This window comes from Halomicrobium sp. HArcht3-1, assembly GCF_058933345.1.
In genome coordinates this window covers 83,275-99,648 of sequence record NZ_JBZYDM010000006.1, presented here as the reverse complement: position 1 = coordinate 99,648, position 16,374 = coordinate 83,275, and the positions used below count along the sequence as shown (strand labels likewise).

At 62.3% G+C, this 16,374-nt stretch carries 13 protein-coding genes; 1 reads left to right on the top strand and 12 read right to left on the bottom strand.

What is annotated here, in order from left to right:
- Positions 1–43 precede the first annotated feature (43 nt).
- From AC5FRW_RS11760 to AC5FRW_RS11740, 5 genes are read right to left on the bottom strand one after another with little or no spacing between them, the layout of a single operon-like run.
- Entirely contained in the window at positions 44–781 is a 738-nt protein-coding gene (locus tag AC5FRW_RS11760) for a DUF7289 family protein (RefSeq protein WP_493568652.1), read from the bottom strand.
- A complete protein-coding gene (locus tag AC5FRW_RS11755) occupies positions 774–1,202 on the bottom strand; it encodes a DUF7266 family protein (RefSeq protein WP_493568651.1) in 429 nt (142 codons plus the stop codon). The genes AC5FRW_RS11760 and AC5FRW_RS11755 overlap by 8 nt, the downstream gene beginning before the upstream one ends.
- On the bottom strand, positions 1,199–2,065 hold the full coding sequence (locus AC5FRW_RS11750; RefSeq protein WP_493568650.1) for a hypothetical protein: 867 nt from the start codon (positions 2,063–2,065) through the stop codon (positions 1,199–1,201). The genes AC5FRW_RS11755 and AC5FRW_RS11750 overlap by 4 nt, the downstream gene beginning before the upstream one ends.
- On the bottom strand, positions 2,062–2,700 hold the full coding sequence (locus AC5FRW_RS11745; protein ID WP_493568649.1) for a DUF7288 family protein: 639 nt from the start codon (positions 2,698–2,700) through the stop codon (positions 2,062–2,064). The genes AC5FRW_RS11750 and AC5FRW_RS11745 overlap by 4 nt, the downstream gene beginning before the upstream one ends.
- A 1-nt stretch (position 2,701) precedes the next feature.
- Positions 2,702–3,265 carry a DUF7287 family protein gene (locus AC5FRW_RS11740; RefSeq protein ID WP_493568831.1) on the bottom strand — a complete coding sequence of 188 codons (564 nt, stop codon included), beginning with the start codon at positions 3,263–3,265 and terminating at the stop codon, positions 2,702–2,704.
- Between the two features lie 557 nt (positions 3,266–3,822).
- Between AC5FRW_RS11740 and AC5FRW_RS11735 the strand changes: the two genes are divergently transcribed.
- Entirely contained in the window at positions 3,823–6,045 is a 2,223-nt protein-coding gene (locus tag AC5FRW_RS11735; RefSeq protein ID WP_493568648.1) for a vWA domain-containing protein, read from the top strand.
- A 121-nt stretch (positions 6,046–6,166) separates the two neighbouring features.
- Here AC5FRW_RS11735 and AC5FRW_RS11730 read toward each other — a convergent pair whose 3' ends face one another.
- The 7 genes from AC5FRW_RS11730 to AC5FRW_RS11700 form a co-directional block, all read right to left on the bottom strand.
- On the bottom strand, positions 6,167–6,937 hold the full coding sequence (locus AC5FRW_RS11730; protein ID WP_493568647.1) for a DUF7289 family protein: 771 nt from the start codon (positions 6,935–6,937) through the stop codon (positions 6,167–6,169).
- Positions 6,937–9,528, bottom strand: a complete 2,592-nt coding sequence (locus AC5FRW_RS11725; protein ID WP_493568646.1) for a DUF7266 family protein — start codon at positions 9,526–9,528, stop codon at positions 6,937–6,939. The genes AC5FRW_RS11730 and AC5FRW_RS11725 overlap by 1 nt, the downstream gene beginning before the upstream one ends.
- 2 nt (positions 9,529–9,530) lie before the next feature.
- Positions 9,531–10,496, bottom strand: a complete 966-nt coding sequence (locus tag AC5FRW_RS11720; RefSeq protein WP_493568645.1) for a DUF7261 family protein — start codon at positions 10,494–10,496, stop codon at positions 9,531–9,533.
- Positions 10,490–11,131 (bottom strand): DUF7288 family protein, encoded by a 642-nt coding sequence (locus tag AC5FRW_RS11715; RefSeq protein WP_493568644.1) that lies wholly within the window; start codon positions 11,129–11,131, stop codon positions 10,490–10,492. Before AC5FRW_RS11715 ends, AC5FRW_RS11720 begins: the two co-directional genes overlap by 7 nt.
- A complete protein-coding gene (locus AC5FRW_RS11710) occupies positions 11,125–11,652 on the bottom strand; it encodes a DUF7287 family protein (protein ID WP_493568643.1) in 528 nt (175 codons plus the stop codon). The genes AC5FRW_RS11715 and AC5FRW_RS11710 overlap by 7 nt, the downstream gene beginning before the upstream one ends.
- Before the next feature lie 154 nt (positions 11,653–11,806).
- Positions 11,807–13,858 carry a type II secretion system F family protein gene (locus AC5FRW_RS11705; protein WP_493568642.1) on the bottom strand — a complete coding sequence of 684 codons (2,052 nt, stop codon included), beginning with the start codon at positions 13,856–13,858 and terminating at the stop codon, positions 11,807–11,809.
- On the bottom strand, positions 13,855–16,347 hold the full coding sequence (locus AC5FRW_RS11700) for a type II/IV secretion system ATPase subunit (protein WP_493568641.1): 2,493 nt from the start codon (positions 16,345–16,347) through the stop codon (positions 13,855–13,857). Before AC5FRW_RS11700 ends, AC5FRW_RS11705 begins: the two co-directional genes overlap by 4 nt.
- Positions 16,348–16,374: the final 27 nt, after the last annotated feature.

The window sequence follows — 16,374 nt, the reverse complement described above, 5'->3', positions numbered from 1 at the left end:
GAGGAGATATTTCGTTCGCCAGGGGTTCGATAGCTGGACGCGGTCAGCTAGAGAAGGCGTAGCTCACGCGAAACTCGCGGACGAGGACGGTTGCGTCGGCGTTCGTCGTGAGCGAGCAGGAGACCGTCGTCGACGAGACACGGGTACAGGAGCCACTCGGCGGGAGCATCGCCGTGAGCGTCTCCTGCCAGATCGCCGCCCGTCGGGGCTGAGTCTCGATCGTGACGTCGACCGTGTGTGAGCCAGTCAGGAGCGTCGCCTGTGTCTTGTTGCGTCGGATCGTCGTCGTCACGGCGCGTGCGCTGGTACTCCCACGCTGGATCGGCGTGGTCGTGGTCGGCGTCACGAGGACGGTGTCGTCCTCGAACACGAACGGCGGTCGGTCGACCATGACGCCGCTGTCGCCGGTCGTCTGGGCCAGGCCGCCGGCTTCGTAGACGATCTGCTGGTCCTCGTATCGGTAGCGGATCGGGCGGAACGTGGTCTGCAGGGTCTGGGAGCCGTCGATATCGACCGTCAGTGTCGTCTCTGCGCCGCTTTCGAGCGTGCCGGGACCGGTCCGAAGACGGATGTCGCGGGCGGTCGTGTTCGACGCTCTGAGTTCTTCGATCGCCGTCGCCAGCGACTGCATCGACGTGCGGGCGTTCTCCTGTACCGTGCTATCGCGGGCGTGGGTCAGCGCATCCAGACCGAAGGTGAACGTCGCCGTGATCGAGAGTAAGATGACCGCGAAGATAAGCACGTAGCCAAGCACCGAACTGACCGCGCGATCCTCACGCACGTTCGATCACCAGTTGGCCCCCGGATGTCGTGACCACGATGTCGCCGCCGTTGACGGCCGTCGGCGTGACCGCGGTTTCGGTGTCGAACTCGACGCGGGCCGAACGATCCACGGCCCCGGAGGTGATCAGGACGGCCGACGGCGTGACTTCGATCGTGTATCTGGCGTTGACGAGCCGTTTGGGCAGGTCGTGTTCGACGACGAGTGTCGACGTGGTACTTGCAGTCGCGAGCAGCCGATCTGCCGACTCGATGCTGCCGGCGACGTGCTGACCGACGATGTGCATCTGTTCTTCGGTTCCGGCGGCCTGCTGGCGTTCGGCCATGTTCGTCGCGCCGACGATCAGCGCGCCCATCAGAGCGGTCGCAAGCGTCAGCGTGAGGACGAACTCGACCGTCGAGGAGACGCCGCGGTCGTTCATCCGATCTCACCCGGTGCCGTCCTGACGGTGCCGTCGTACTCGACTGTGGCCGTGCGATACGAAACGGAGATCTCGGCCGCGTACACCCGCTGTGTCGTCGTCGACCCGCGTGCGCTGTCCTCGGTCGTCAAGTGATAGGAGCCGGTGATCGCATCGCCGTTTCGAACGTGGACCTCGTAGGGCGCTTCGAGCGCGCTACCAAACGCCAGCGCGCCACAGTGATCCCCACTGACCGAGGCGTTGGAGATGTTGACCCGGACGGGGAGACTCCCGCTGGACTGGCACACGGTCGTCCCGCTGGGCCAGACGACGGCGACGCGGCCGGTATCGTCGAGTTGGATCGTGTACTGGTCGGTGCCGTCGTCGAAGACGAGTTCGGTCGTGCCGCCAGACCCACCGTCGACCGTGACCGAGGCGTTTCTGACCCGCTGTTGGCCGTCCGTGATCGACCAGTCCTCTGTGTCGCGTGCGCCGTCACCGTTGCTATCATAGGCGAACGGGCCACTCGCCTGTGTGACGACGGTGCCGCGTTCGATGTTGTCGAGGTCGAGACCGATCGCCGCGTCCTGATTCGCGTAGTAGCGCCGATAGTAGCCGTCGAGGGCCGAGACGTTCGCATCGATCGCGCTCTCCTGTCTGGCGACGTTCGACGGATGCTGCTCGACTGCCGACCCGAGGACGGTCGCGCCGTCGTCGCGAACGTCGACGAGCACCGAACGGGTCTCGTCGCCGCCAACATCTGTGATAGCCGTCCCCGCGATGGTCGCGTTGTGGAGTCCCCCGCTCAACACGATAGAGAGCGTCACGATAGTCACCGCGATCACGATGGCACCGAGCAGGAGTACCTGCCCGCGGTCGCTCATGGACGCCACACGATCACCTCCACCGAGAGGAGATTGTACGGGTCGTCGTCGGTCGCGTCCCCGTCACTGGGCGGCGCGTAGAGCCTGTCGGGTGCATCGGAGAGTCGCGTGCCGCTCGGATGCCCGCTCGCGTCGTGAAATTCGTCGTCGTTTTCGAGGAGGATGGTCGTTCGCGCTCTGACGGCCCCACTCCCGGGCTGGCCCTGAAAGACCATCCGCTGGCGCTGGACGGTCCCACTAACGTTGTAGCGGACGACCACGTTGAAGCGGTACTGCTCGTCGAAAGCCGACCCGAGTACCGTACCCAGAGCGTTCGGCGGGACGGCACCACTGTGAGGGTCGCCGGCCGAGAGCGAGCACGTGCTCAGGTCCGTTCCACCGGCGTAGAACAGCGTTCCGCTGGGCGAGCAGTGAAAGCCATCTTCTTCCGTCCACGACAGCGCTGCCGTTCGGAGCGCCGCGTCGTCGAGTCCCGAGACGACCTGTCGGACGTAGTTGCTGTCTCGACCGGTGTCGGCGATGGCACCGGATCCCGCCACGCCCCCGCTGGTCTGGAGGACGAACAGGACGCTCAGGACGACGATCAAAGCCGCGAAGATTCCTTCCAGCGTGTACACCTGTGCTCGTTCGGTCACGTTACCACACCCTGACCGTCACTGTCACCGCTTCCTGACCAACAGTCAGCGATCGTCGGGCAGTCGCCCCGGCCTCACCCTGTTCGGCCGACGGACCGGCCGCGAGCCACGTACAGCTTCCCGACTGATCGACGATGCCCGCACGCAGTCCGTCCCAGCACTGGCGCGTGCCGGCGCGTTCGACCGTCACGTTGATCAAGCGGTCGTCGATCGGTACGCGCTCGGCGAGTGTCGAGCCGCTGAATCCACAGCCTGCGTCCGGCACACTCTCGCCGAGGAGCCGTGCCAGACAGCGCTCCGTCGCGATCGTCGTCGTCTCACCGCCACCGAGGGCACCACTGGTCAGCCAGCTTCCGACGCGGTCGGCCGCGACAGCGTTCGATCCCGTGCGGTCGACCGTCTCGGTGCCCAGAACTGCAGGGGTAATGGTCACTGCGAACAGGACCGCGAGCACGAGGATACTCACCCCGATGGTGAAATCGAAGTTGACCTGTCCTCGCTCGTCATACTGGCGGCTGTCAATCTGTAAATTATTTCGCCACCCAGGGGTGGTGAATCGCTGCACGAAGTGACAGCCGACAGTATCAGCCACGGGGCTCGTATCGACCTCGTGTTCACCTGACGACTGTTTAGCCACGTTTCTCACCCATACTGTCCGGTCCCACCCGGACTTCCATTAATTTCTAACGACACACCCAATCAATCTTTCCCTCTCTGTCGATATCTGCCGAGGAGAATATGTTCGCACACCGGATATTCAAAGATCGTAACCATTAAATCGGTGAGTCGTGGGTGTGTTCATGTCGAGGGCACAGACTCCCAAGGTGGCCTCGATATGACCTCGGTTCCGACCCCCGAAGGTGGTCCCATCGGAACCAACCCCTCTCTTTGAGAATGTGTTCCTGCGCAAGTGACATCGCGGAATCGAACCGATACCGTCCGTCGTCGGGACGGCGGAGCGTCGCGTGACCGATCCAGTGTCTGATCGTCATTGCTGTCACCGGCCGTACCACCGGCTCTAGCGGCGGAACACAGTTGCCGAAACAGTCCCAGTATTTTTGTAGGTGCTGGTAGTTTCTACGGAACAGTGTGTCTGGGTAACATGCGGGTGATCGACTAGTGGTGTCTGTATTCGACGATCGCGGGGCGTCACAGGTGCTGGGCGCGGTCCTGTTGATCGGTATCGTGATCACTGGTTCGCTCGTCGTCGTCGTGCTGGGCAGCAACAGCTTAGATCAGGTCCGGGATCAGAGTGACAACAGGCAGGCGAACACGATCCTGCAGGAACTGGACTCCCGGCTCTCCTCGCTGACCTCGTCGAGTGACAATCCCCGGACGACGTTCGACCTCGGGTCGACGAATCCGAAAGATTTCACCGTCAGATCGCAGGGGCAGTTCAACGTCACGGTAAACGGGAATCCACAGTGTTCGGCCAACATCACCATGAGTTCGGTCCGGTTCGAAAACGACAACGGCCGGACGGTCGCCTACGAGGGTGGTGGCGTCTGGGAGCGCGCACCCGCGTCGGAGGGGAGTTCGATGCTCTCCGCGCCGTCGGTCACGTACCGTGCAGGGACCATCGACATCGAGATTATCAACATCACCGGGAACCTCGATCAGGAAGCGAACGTCGCACGTCTGCAGGAAGCACGCTCTGATTCCCGCAGCGCACAGCTATCACGACAGTTGATACAGGGTGCGTGTACCCGGCCCGACAACGTGACCATCTCGGTCCAGAGCACGTTCTACCGGGCCTGGGGAGAGTACATCGAAAGCGAGTTCGGCGTCTCGACGACCGACCACGCGAGCAATCAGACCGTCGTCGCCCACCTCGAACAGGCGGACCTGCCCGAACGCGTCAACGACTCGGCCAACAACGTCGTCAATCTCACCAGCAGCGCGTACAACACGGTCACGGTGACCAACGAGAAGATCACCGTCGACAAGGACGCCGGCAACGTCTACGCTGTCTCGGCGCGCCCACTCCAGCGTGGCAGCCTCCACATCGGCAACATCACCAAGGTCGAAGCCGACGCCGAGATGCCACGGCGCGGGATGGACGTGGTGTTCGTGCTCGACGAATCGGGGTCAATGATCAATCCAGCAACGGGATTCAGTGGTACAAAGTCAGAAGCTGCACAAGACGCTGCACGGCAGTTCGTGGACGGAATGAACAGTTCGAAAGACCGAGGCGGTGTCGTGTCGTATGACACCTCGGCACGGTACAGAGTGACGCCGAATACGATTGAGTATCTCAGTTCGGACTTTTCGATGGAGGGGGTCAACGGGAGTATCGAACTGGTTCCTGACCATCCTGTGGGCGGCACGCATTCAGACGCCGGGATGGTGTACGCAAACAACATCTTCGACCTGCAAAGCGACGAGAGCAAAGAGCGCGTCATGATCCTGCTGACCGACGGTGAAAACGACGATATCAACAACGAAAATCCCGGTGAGAGCCAGTGTGACAACGACAATGATCCGGACGACTGTCAACTGAACAGATGGGCACTGGATAATGCCACTAACGCTGCTGCCAACGGCGTCAAAGTGTACACGATCGGCTACGGGGAAGACGACAAAATCGACGAGGCATTCCTCAAAGAAGTCGCAGAAGTCGGCAACGGCAAGTACTACCAAGCGACGAATGCGAACGAACTCTCGACGATCTTCGACGACATCCGACGAGCCGTCTCGCGGACGCAAGCGATCACGCGCGCCCCCATCTCGACCAGATACGACTCGCCGTCACAGGTGTACGCACCGCAGGCGGCGGGCAACGTCGACCGGATCGCGACAGTGCAGGTCAACGGACAGGACTTCGCGAACATCAACGATCCGACGGCCGAATCACAGTTCAGTCACACCTTCTCCGTCAGCGGGGGCGACACCGTCGAGATGGAGGCGTACGACTACGACTGTGACGAGGTCGTCGACACGGGCCGGCGGCGCTCACACGCCGGGACGGTCTACCGAGTCGCGCGCTGTTCGGAGGTCTCGATGAACACCACGATCTCGCCCTCGGGGATCTACCGGGATGGCGACGACATCAGTCACATCATGACCCAGCAACGGGCGTGGTGGCAAGACGACATCAACGAGACGTTCGCCGAGTACGACGATATCTCGGTCAACAGTACGACCACTCCGAGTGGTGCGCCGGGACCGAAGTTCGGGCACCTCGATCTCAAGAGCAATCAAGCGCTCGTGTGGTACGACCTCCCCGACAGTGCGGAGGGTAACAATCGGTTGCTCATGCTGTACGAGATCGGACTCGCCGAGTCCGATGCCCGGTCGACGGGCGTGATGAACGTCCGTGTCAACACTATCAACGTCACCGGGTGACGGTCGCCTGCTTCTGTAGAACGCGGTCCGTAGACCGGGAGGCGGGGCGGAATCGCAGTGGACGACGGGCGGGGCCGAGCAGAGCGACACTCCCTGTACGGACCGGCGTGCGGTCAGTCGACTATCGCGTGAACGTGACGTTGATCCGCGTGTGGACGAGGTGGTACTCGGAGACGCCGCCGCCGCTCGGTCCGTCACAGACGAACCGATTCGTGCCGTCCCGGTCCCAGTGGTCGTGTTCCGAGAGATGCCGTTGCCAGCCCTCGTCGTACTCCGAGTCGACGGTGACGGCGACGGTCGCACGGCCCTCGGTGCTGTTGACGCCGGTCCGATTGCGCGGGAACTCGATCGAGGTCGTGTTCTTTCGGACAGTCATCGACACGGTTCCGCTGCCCAGCTGACGGTTCTGTTCGCCCTCGATCGTCACGACCGACACCATGGCGGTGTCGTCGGTACAGACCAGTGTCGGCCCGTCCTGAACGGTGATACCGGGCTTGTCGTCCCGGATGACGCTGCCACCCTCGTAGACGACGGTCGTCTCGTCGGTACTGAACCGAAGCCCGCGCATCGCGAAGGTGCGGTCGTAATCGGCCGTCGGACCGCTCTCGTCGCTGATCTGGACCCAAATGGCGGACTGGCTCGCGGGCAGCACGTCGAGGTTCCCGCTCGCGAGATCGAGTTCACCGCGGCGTGCCGGTGACCCACCGCGTTCGATCTCGTCTAAATTCTGCCCGATCAGCAGGAACGCGCGTTCGGCGTTGTTGGCCTGCTCGTTGTCTCGCGCCGCTTCGATCTGGTCGTAGCCGATCACCGACACGAGCCCCACCGAGGCGATGATGATCGAGAACGTCAACACGAAGCCGATCGACTGGCTGACCGCACGGTCGTTCATCACGACGAATCCTCCAGTGCGAGTGAATCGACTCTGGGCGAGCCGGTGATATTCCTCGAATCGAGTTGCACTTTGAGGCGGAACTGATCGGCGTTGCCGAGACTTTCCAGACCGAGCACGCTTTCCGATCCCTGTGCAGGATCGTTTGTGTCGATACGGATCGGCGCACTGACTTCGGTTTTACCGCTGGCAGTCTGTTTGCCCTCGACCCAGACGTAGACGACCTCGCCGGGGTCCACGTCGGCGTCCCAGTTGAGTTCGACGTGTTCCTGATTGATCTTGGGACCGCTCTTCCAGCCCGTCGTGAGGTTCCCCTGATAGGGCGTCCGCGATAGGTTCTCTATCTCGTCCGGCGAGAGCGCGCGGTTGTACACCCTGACTTCGTCCATCTGTCCGCGCAGGTGACGGCCGTTCTTGTCGACGTTCTCCGCGATCCCGGCGTCGACGATGCCGCCGGAGTCGACCGTGCTCGCGGTTCCGTCCGCGACATCGTTGCCGTCCGTGAACAGCGATATCTCACCGCTGCCTTCCTCGTACACGCCAGTGAGGTGCACCCACTGGTGGGTGCTGATGACCGCATTCGCGTCCTTCCAGTTCCCGTCGTAGATGGTAAAGGACGCCTCCTGACTGTCCTCGATCTGGAGATTGTACGACGTATCCGAGTGCTGGAAGAGGGCACGGGTGTTCTGGCTGCCGTCGAGGTACACCCACGCCGAAACTGTGACCGCGCCGTCGTCGCTGACCTCCAGTTCGTCGTAGTCCGGAATCTGGACGTAATCGTCGTCGCCGTCGAATGCGTAGGCGCTGCTGTGTCCGACCCCGAGGTTTGCCTTCGTCGGATCGCCGTGGACGACGCCGTCGTTGCCGACACCGGAGATCTCCCTGGCGACGCTGGGATCGTCGAGGGGCCAGTAGCCGACGAGACCGTTCCCGCCCTCGTCGAAGGGTGAATAGCCCAGTTCGACGTGGTCCGAGTCGTGAGCCCCGAAGTCGGCGTGGACGACGCCACGCGAGTCGGTGATGCCGTCCCAGTCCGCTTTGTCGATCCAGATGTACGGCCCACTCGGGTCGGTGATCGTGATCGAGTCGTTGCGCGGAAGCCCCGCGGCTGTCGCCGCTCCCGTCTCGGCGTCCGTCATCTTCGCCCAGTAGAGACCGGGCGAGTCGGTGTTGGGCAGCGTCGCCTCGTAGGTCGTCCCAGTTCGTGTGAAGTCGCTTTCGTCGAGCGTGCCACTCTCGTCGCCGCCGTAGGTCACGTCGATGGTCGTGAGCGTGTGCGTCGAGTCGAATCGGAGTGCCACGTCACCGCCGGTATCGACGAGGTGGTAGTTCGACAGCGACGGACTCCCGACGACGTCGGTAAATCGCGAGGAGTTCGTCCGGTCACCGATATCGTACTTGAGACCGAATCTGATCTCCTCGCCGTTCATATCGACGGCGTCGCCGTCCTCGTCTCGGAACCCGATGATTTCGACGGTCGCCGTATCGCCGTCGTCCAGCGAGAGTGGGTCCTCGAGTTCCCTGATGCGGCCGTCAGTGTAGAGGTCGAAGCCGTAGTCCACCTCTTCGTATCCGGAATCGTCAGGGCCATCGAGTTCGATCTCGTGTTCGGATGTCCGCTCGTCGACACTGTCGATCGAACTGTCAGCGGGATCGACGAGGACGTGCGTGATCTCGACAGCCTCGTCGAAGTTATTGGTCACCGAAAACGTCACGTCGTTGCTGTCCGCGCCGGTGTCGATGTCGTCGTTGTAGACCAGCCCCGACACGTCGATAAAGCGAGTCAGATTGCTGCTCGTGCCATCGTCGTCGACGACGCGGAGCGTGACGTTGTGTCCACCGGCATCGAGCGAGTGGTCGATCACCGGGTCGCCGGTCTGTTCGTCGTACACGCCGTCGCCGTTCCAGTCCCATTCGTAGCGGACGATGTCGCCGTCCGGATCGAGCGAGGAGTTCGCGTCGAACCGGACCTGTTGACCATCTTGCGGGGACGCAGGTGAGAAATCGAAGTTCGCGATAGGGGGCTGGCTCCCCAGCGTCCCGCCGATGACCGCACCGTTTCTGGTGACATCTTCACCGATGCCGACGCGGGAACTCAGGTCACGCATCACGACATCGGTACGGCTGGACGAACTGCCGGAATCCGGGACAGCCGACAACACGAAGTGGCCGCTCGTACTCGCATCGAGCGCGACGTTCGAGTCGTTCCGCACGGGGACGTACTCGGTCACGTCGTCGTTTTCGACCGACAGACGCAGACACGTCTCGGTGTCGATCCGAGTGCGATCACACGCCGATCCATGGCGCAACGCGACGGCGTACCGACTGCCGGCGACACGCGCGGGGTGATCCGACTGGATCGTCGCGTCCCCGCCACGCTTTGCCAGCTGGTCGACGTGAGCGAGTTCGCTCGCCAGTCGATTCCCGATCGTTCGCAGGTCTTCCCGGGTCGCCGCGTCGCGCTCGCTCTGCAGGAGGCCCGACGCACCCACCGTGAGTCCGACGACGAGGATGGTCGTGATCGCGATGGTCAGGGCGTGGCTCAGCGGGCTGATATTCGCTCGGTCGTCGTCGGTGAAGTGTCCATACATGGCTAGTCACTCGGTTGGTACACCGCAACGTCGTGCTCGTTCGAGTACGTGAATCCGTCGCCGGTGATGGCCGTCGTGACGTTCGCCGTCCAGACGACCGGCACCGAACACGGTCGGCTCAGCGGTGTTGGCGACGATTCACAGTCGTCTACGGTCGCGGGGACGGCACTCGAATCGTTGGCGACGATGGCGTACTTGCCAGCGAGACGGTCGCCGTTCTCGAAGTGGATCCGTGAGACGTTGCCGACCGCTCTGGTGCCCGTAAAGACACAGTCGTCGTCGGTGAACGACCGGCCAGTGTGGACGTTCAACAGGAGCCGCCCACCCTGTGTGTCACAGGCAACCGTCGTCGACGGGCCGAGACTCGTCGTCGTCGTGACGTTGAACGTCGTCGAATCGGTCCTGTTGATCGAGACGTTCAGCGTCTCGCCCGACGGGTTCGAGGCGTTCAGGAAGAACGGTCCGTCGGCCGAACTCGACGCATTAACGTTGAGCACGACCCAGCCGATGGCGTGTTCGCCGTCGGGAACCGGGTCCCAGTCGGGCGCACCACTGGGACTCTCGTAGCTGCCGTTCCCGCTCTGGACGATGCGGGTCCCCCGCTCGCTCGCGGTGTCGTCGTAGTCGACGGTGACCGAGAGCCTGTTGGCGTCGACCTGTGCCTCGCTCATCAGTGCCCCGTACTGGGTGACGTTTCGCTCGACCCACGTATCGACTGTCGAGGCAGTCTGATTTCGTGCGCGATGATTGACGCGGAGGGTCGTCGAACGCACGCCCTCCTGTAGTTCGGCGTCGACCGAACTGGACTCGTCCAGCGTGGTCGTCGTCGCATCCGTCTGCAGATTCTCGGTGAACAGAACCGTGTTGACGACGAGTGCGATCCCGATGATGAGCAACGCGAGGGTGACCGCGCCGATCAAGATGAGCTGCCCTCGCTCCCCGGCCGACTGCGGACGCGCGCTCACCATACGGTGATGCGCACCTCCACGATGTTGTAGACGGGACCGTCGACGGCGTTCGGGACCGGGTAGTAGCCGTCCTGATTGTTGGAAGCGTTGGGGCTGTACTCCCAGAGTTCGGCAGTACTCGCCCGCGGTGCAGTCAGCGTCTGATTGTCGTACAGCGTCACCGTCTGACTCGCGACGACGGCCCCCTCACCCGGACGGCCGCGGTAGACGGCCGGGATGCGACCGTGCCCGTCCGAGACGTTTCGGCCGCGATAGTACAGTTCGACGTTGTACGTGTGGCCCCGCTGGGCGAACGTCTCGTTGAGTATCGTTCCGATGGCACCCGGTGGCGCGTTGTCCCCGTACCCCACGCGTGGGTTGACCGCCTGCCTGCCGGCGAAGGTCCGTCGGCTCTCGTCCCAGTACCGGACGAACCACGACAGATCCGTCGTTGCGTTGTTCGCCGTGATGATCAGCACGTCGTCGGCCTGTTGGGTCAGTTCGTCGCGCACCTCCGGGTCGACCGCGCTCGACGTGGTCGGGGTGATGATGATCGACTGGAGCGCAAAGAGGACGGCCGTCAGGACGATCACAGCACCGGCGATCGATTCGAGCGTGTACGCTTGCCCGCGATCACCACCGCGGCGGGTCACCATACTTTCACCACCAGTCGGCAAGCGGTCGAACAGCTATCGTCGCTGAGCGTGACGATCCGTGCGCTGGCCGCCGTGTCGCTGCCGGCAGGATCGGCGTCGGTCGCGAGGACGGTCCCACTCGCGCTTCGATGCAGCCCGTTCCCGTCGAGTGGTACGACGGTGACGTTGACCCACGACGTTTCCGGGAGTCCGAAGCGCGCCCTGAGTGCCGCGGTGTCCTTCCCGACGATGGTCTCGACGAGCGTGACGTTCAATCGGTTCGTCTCGGCCCCCACGGAGGTGTTCGTGACGATGGTCTCGGCGACCCGGTCGGCCTGTGATATCTTCTCACCGCCGATGTCCTGCTCGAACGGTGCCGTCACTGTCGGCAGGATCGTCCCGACGACGATCAGGACCGTCACCAGAAAGAGACTGACTCCGAGTACGTAGTCCTGCAAGGTCTGACCCCGATCGTCAGCCCAGAGGCTCGTACTGCTGGCGCTGTGCTGTGCCCGTTCAGGGCTGTGTTTCGGTCCCAACATACCCGATCCGAGACAGTGGATCACTGTCGTACACCCAACGACTGTGTTCGGATTGCATTGCACCACCCATGGAGTATCATTAACTTTTTGGCCGATATCGAGCAGTGAGCCAGTCGAGGCCCGTCCAACAGTGAGTCTATCCGAAGAAGAGTCGTCAGGCCCCACCGCCGATGACGATCCACGTGATCAGCGCGATGGTCGGCAAGATCACGGCGAACTTCACGCCCGAGAGGAGGTTCACGTCACGGATGTACCCCGCGATAAACGAGGATAGCAGCGCCTGCAGCGTGACCGCATGGAAGAAGAGCAAGGAGAGCAGTTGCGGGTCGACGTTGCCCCCGAAGCTCTGTCCGCCGGTCGCGGCCGATCCGCCGGCCCCGGACGCCGCACTCGACAGGCCACCCATCACGTCGAGGAACTGCGTCTTCAGCAGTGCCATCACGCCAAGCAGCGTCAGGTACGTCATGAGGATGATGACGACCTGCATCCGCGTCCGGGCGATACGCTCGCGGTCGATGTCGTCCTGATTCTCCGAGGCCTGTGCAGCCGTCGACAGCACGTCCTGAATCTGGCTGGAGGCCTCCTGTGCCTCGCTGATGAGCTTCACGGTGCGGGCCAGCCGCGGGACGTGGTACTTGTTGTTGAACTCCCGCAGCGCGTCTTTGAGGCTGGTCCCGTAGTTCACCTTGGCGTGCATGATCTCGAACTCCTCGGAGAGTTTCCCGGCGGAGGTCGAGGAGACGACCTGGACGGATTCGAGCAGCGTCATCCCGGTGTCGTTCGCACTTGCCAGCTTCCTGAGGTTCTCCGAGAGACTGCCGATGATCGTCTTTCGAGAGCGGACGTTCCACTCGTAGAAGACCGCGAGCGGCAAGAGATTGATGTACAGCGGAACGTACACCCACACGAGCGTCCCCCAGACCGGTCTGGCGATCATCGCATCGAGCGTCGTCGGGACACGGAACAGGACGACCATCAACAGCAGCGCGACGATGGTAAAGGGCATCGTGACCCCGAGCACCAGCAGTGGGTGGTCACGGAAGAACAGGTCCGGCCGTTTGAGCACCTGCATGAACTCGTAGGTCCCCTCGCGGCTCTTGATCCGGTCGAAGACGCTGTACTGGCCGGTGTAGTTCTCGATCAGGCCCAGATTCAGGAAGCCGAGTCCGTCGTCGACGACGAAGTCGTCCTCGGCACTGTCGGGGCGCAAGTAGCCGTCGCCGATGGTGTCCTGGGTCACCGTCGAGACGAGCACGAGGAAGCCGGCACCGGTCAGCGGGATCAGCCCGTACACCGTACCATACAGCAGGCGGTCCTGTGCATTGCCCATCATCGACATGATGACGAGGATAATGATCAACAACAGGGGAAACAGCGACAGCGTCATGTACATCTCCCCGAACAGTTCGAGGGTGTCGAGCATCTTCTGCTGTTCCTGCTTTGCGGTGCGCATGTGCTTTTCCTTCTGGTCTTCGAGGAAGGAGGTCATGTCACCGCCGGAGTTGATGATCGACAGCATGTCGGTGAGGAACTGCGACAGCTCGTCCGACGGCGTCTCCAGTGCCTGATTGCGGATCGCCGTCCGGTAGTCCGTGTCGAAGTACTCCGTTTCGAGGACGATCGACTGGAACTCCTTGGCACACTCGCCGTAGGTGTCGTCCGCCTTCGCCATCGCTTGCAGGATTTCGAGTTGGTTCAGCCCGCCCACGGAGAGCGCGTACATAAACGAGATCGAATCCGACAGCAGGACGTTGACCTCGCGTTCGCGGGCGTTGGCCCGGAAGTACGGGATCGAGACGAGCGATCCAAACCCGATCGCAAAGCCGATCGCACCGAAGACGACACCGGTGACGAGGATCAACAGCGGGATCTTGATCACATCGAGGATGGCCGACACCTGTTCGGAGACGCGAATGCCGATGATCGTCGGCGCCTCGGCACTGGGGCCACCGAACAGGAAGCTCACGCCCAGATAGCCTACGAACGTCCCGACTGCCCACAGCGCGATCCCGGAGATGACGCCGATGGCGAGCGCGCGGGCCAGAAACATCTCGACGTTGTCGGCCATCCGGGCCTGCGCGAGTTTTTTCTCGACGTTCCTGACGAAGTCGCCGTCCTCGTTGAACAGCCACTGGAACAGTGGATAGAAGGTGTCGCCCAGCGTCCCCGCGCCGAGTTGCTGGCCGTCACGGGTGTCCAGACTCATTCGCTCTCAGCCTCCGCACCGGCCTTGGGGACGAACTGTCCGAAGTCCACCTCCTCCTCCTGGTCTTGCTGTGCGCTGTTCCCACTCATCAGCGCCGAGACGATGTCCGGGGTCTCCTGTTCCTGATACTTGTTGAACAGCGGCCCGGCATTGCCCAGAATCTCGTCGGTCTCGTCCAGCATCTCCGGCGGTGCCTCCGGTCGCGGGACCATCTCCTCTTTGGCCTCGTCGATGTCGATCTTGACCGACTCCATCTCCCGGAGGTCCTCCAGTGAGTTCTCCAGTTCGTCGTTCGCGATCAGTGTCAGGATCGTACTGGGATCGTTGATGAAGGCCTGAATCGTCGCGGCGACCTGCGTGTACGTGTTGAGTCCGTTTTCGATGAGGTGGGCCAGCACGACCTTGCGCTTGAACAGTTCCTCGTCGAGTTTCTCCTGGGTCCACCCGCGGTCGAACTTGATCTCCTCTAAGGTGTTGGAGTTGCCCATCTGGATGTACTCGTCGGTCTCTGCGCGCCACTCGTACACGTCACGAACGTTGATCTCGTCGTTCTCGGCGGAGTACTCGTTGATCTCGGTCAGGGTCTTGTTCCGGCGGACCTTGTTGCCGTCGACCCGGGTCTGAGTCTGGATCGAGACCAGATCGAGCGCGGTAAAGAGCGTCTTCGAGACGTTGATCGGGTCGGTCGTGAAGCGCTTGATGACTTCACCGACGGAGTCGGCGTGGAAGGTGGTGTAGGTGGTGTGGCCCGTCGACATGACCTGAAAGAGGACACGCCCCTCCTCACCACGGATCTCACCCATCACGATGTAGTCCGGCCGTTGACGCAGTGCAGCCTCCAGCAGGTCGAACTCGTCGACGTCACCCTTGTCGTCGTCACCGAAGGAGGGGCGCGTGACGCTGGCGACCCAGTTTCGCTGGGGCAGTTCGACCTCGCGAGTGTCCTCGATGGAGACGATCTTGGAGTTCGAGGGAATGAAGAGTGAGACGGCGTTCAGGCTGGTGGTCTTCCCGGATGCGGTACCGCCCGCGAAGATCAGGCTCTTGTTGTTCTCGATACAGAGCCAGAGGAAGGCCATCTCGTCGAGTGAGAAGGTGTTCCAGTTGATGAGGTCGATCGGGGTAAAGGGCACGTCCTTGAACTGCCGGATCGTGTAGTTGGTCCCGTGGTCGGAGACTTCCCGCCCGAGCGTCAGCTGGGCACGCGAGCCGTCGGGCAGGGTGGCGTCGACCTGTGGCTGGCGCTTCGAGATACCTTTGCCCGAGCGCTGGGCGAGTTTGACGACGAAGTCGTCGAGCGTCTCGCGGCCGTGTTCGACGTTCGAGATGATCTGCTCGTAGTCGGTGTGGTAGACGAACACCCGCGAGTCGTAGCCGTCACAGGAGATGTCCTCGACGTTGATGTCGTGTTTGACGGGATCAATCTTCTGGTAACCGATGAAGTCCCGTTTGAGCACGTACAGGAGTTTCTCGACCTGATACTCCGAGAGCTGTTTCGGGTCGTCTTCGATCACGGCCGGTTCGGGCCGGGCCGCGATCCCATCTAGCTGGCCGGTCCCCGGTTCCGGTTGCTCGATCTCCATGCCGAGGAAGTCCTTGAACTGATCGACGACGCCGAGTTCCTCCGTCGTTACCGAGCCATCGTACAGATCGTAGCGGTTGAGCAACTGTTCCGCTTCGCGTTGGATCACGTCGGCGCGGTCGGCTTCGGACCCCTGCACGATCACGTCGTCTTCGGAGTACTTGATCGCCGTCTTCAGTTTGCCAGAGAGGAACTCCTTGAGGTCGTGCTCGATGTCGTTGTGGTACGGTTCGATAACGTAGTACTTCTTCTCGTTTTCCTTGCGCGAGTGGAAGATGATGACACAGGCGTAGGGCTTGTTTACCCAGTAGCGTTCGATCTCGGTGAAGTGCGTCTTCTTCTTCAGTGGGACGGCCTTTTCCAGATCGTACCGATTGACGACCGTCGTGTGCCCGTCCTGCGTCGAGAAAAAAGCGTCTTCGTCGAGTTCGGGATTGACGTCGACGGTTCGCTGGTCGACGAGGCTCTCGACGAGTTCGCCGACGGCATTCGCCTCGGCCAGTTCCGATTCGACCGCTTCCGGTTCGAAATCGAGATACTCCGTCGGATCGAACTGGATCTTCTCGCCGTCGCTGTCGGTCGGTGGCGTGCTGTCGGCCTCGTAGTAGTACTCTTGCTTGAAGTGTTCCCACGTGTAGACACCCTTCGTCACCGGCGTCGCCTCGGGATCGACGTAGGCGTCGAAGGGCTGTTTCAGCGTCTTGGCGTTGCCGGCGGCCTCTGTCAGGACCGACTCGATGTCCGCCGGATTGAAGCCCAGATACTCGCTTCGGTCGAAGCGCCCACCCGTGTGGTGTTCGCGGCGCAGGTCCTCCCACGTGTACTCTCCGACTGTCGCCGGTGGGTCTTCGGTCACTTCCCCCCGAGTGACCGACGACCCACTCCCCCCCGTGTCATCAATTGCCATTGTAGTTCATCTGCCCCTAACGGTGAA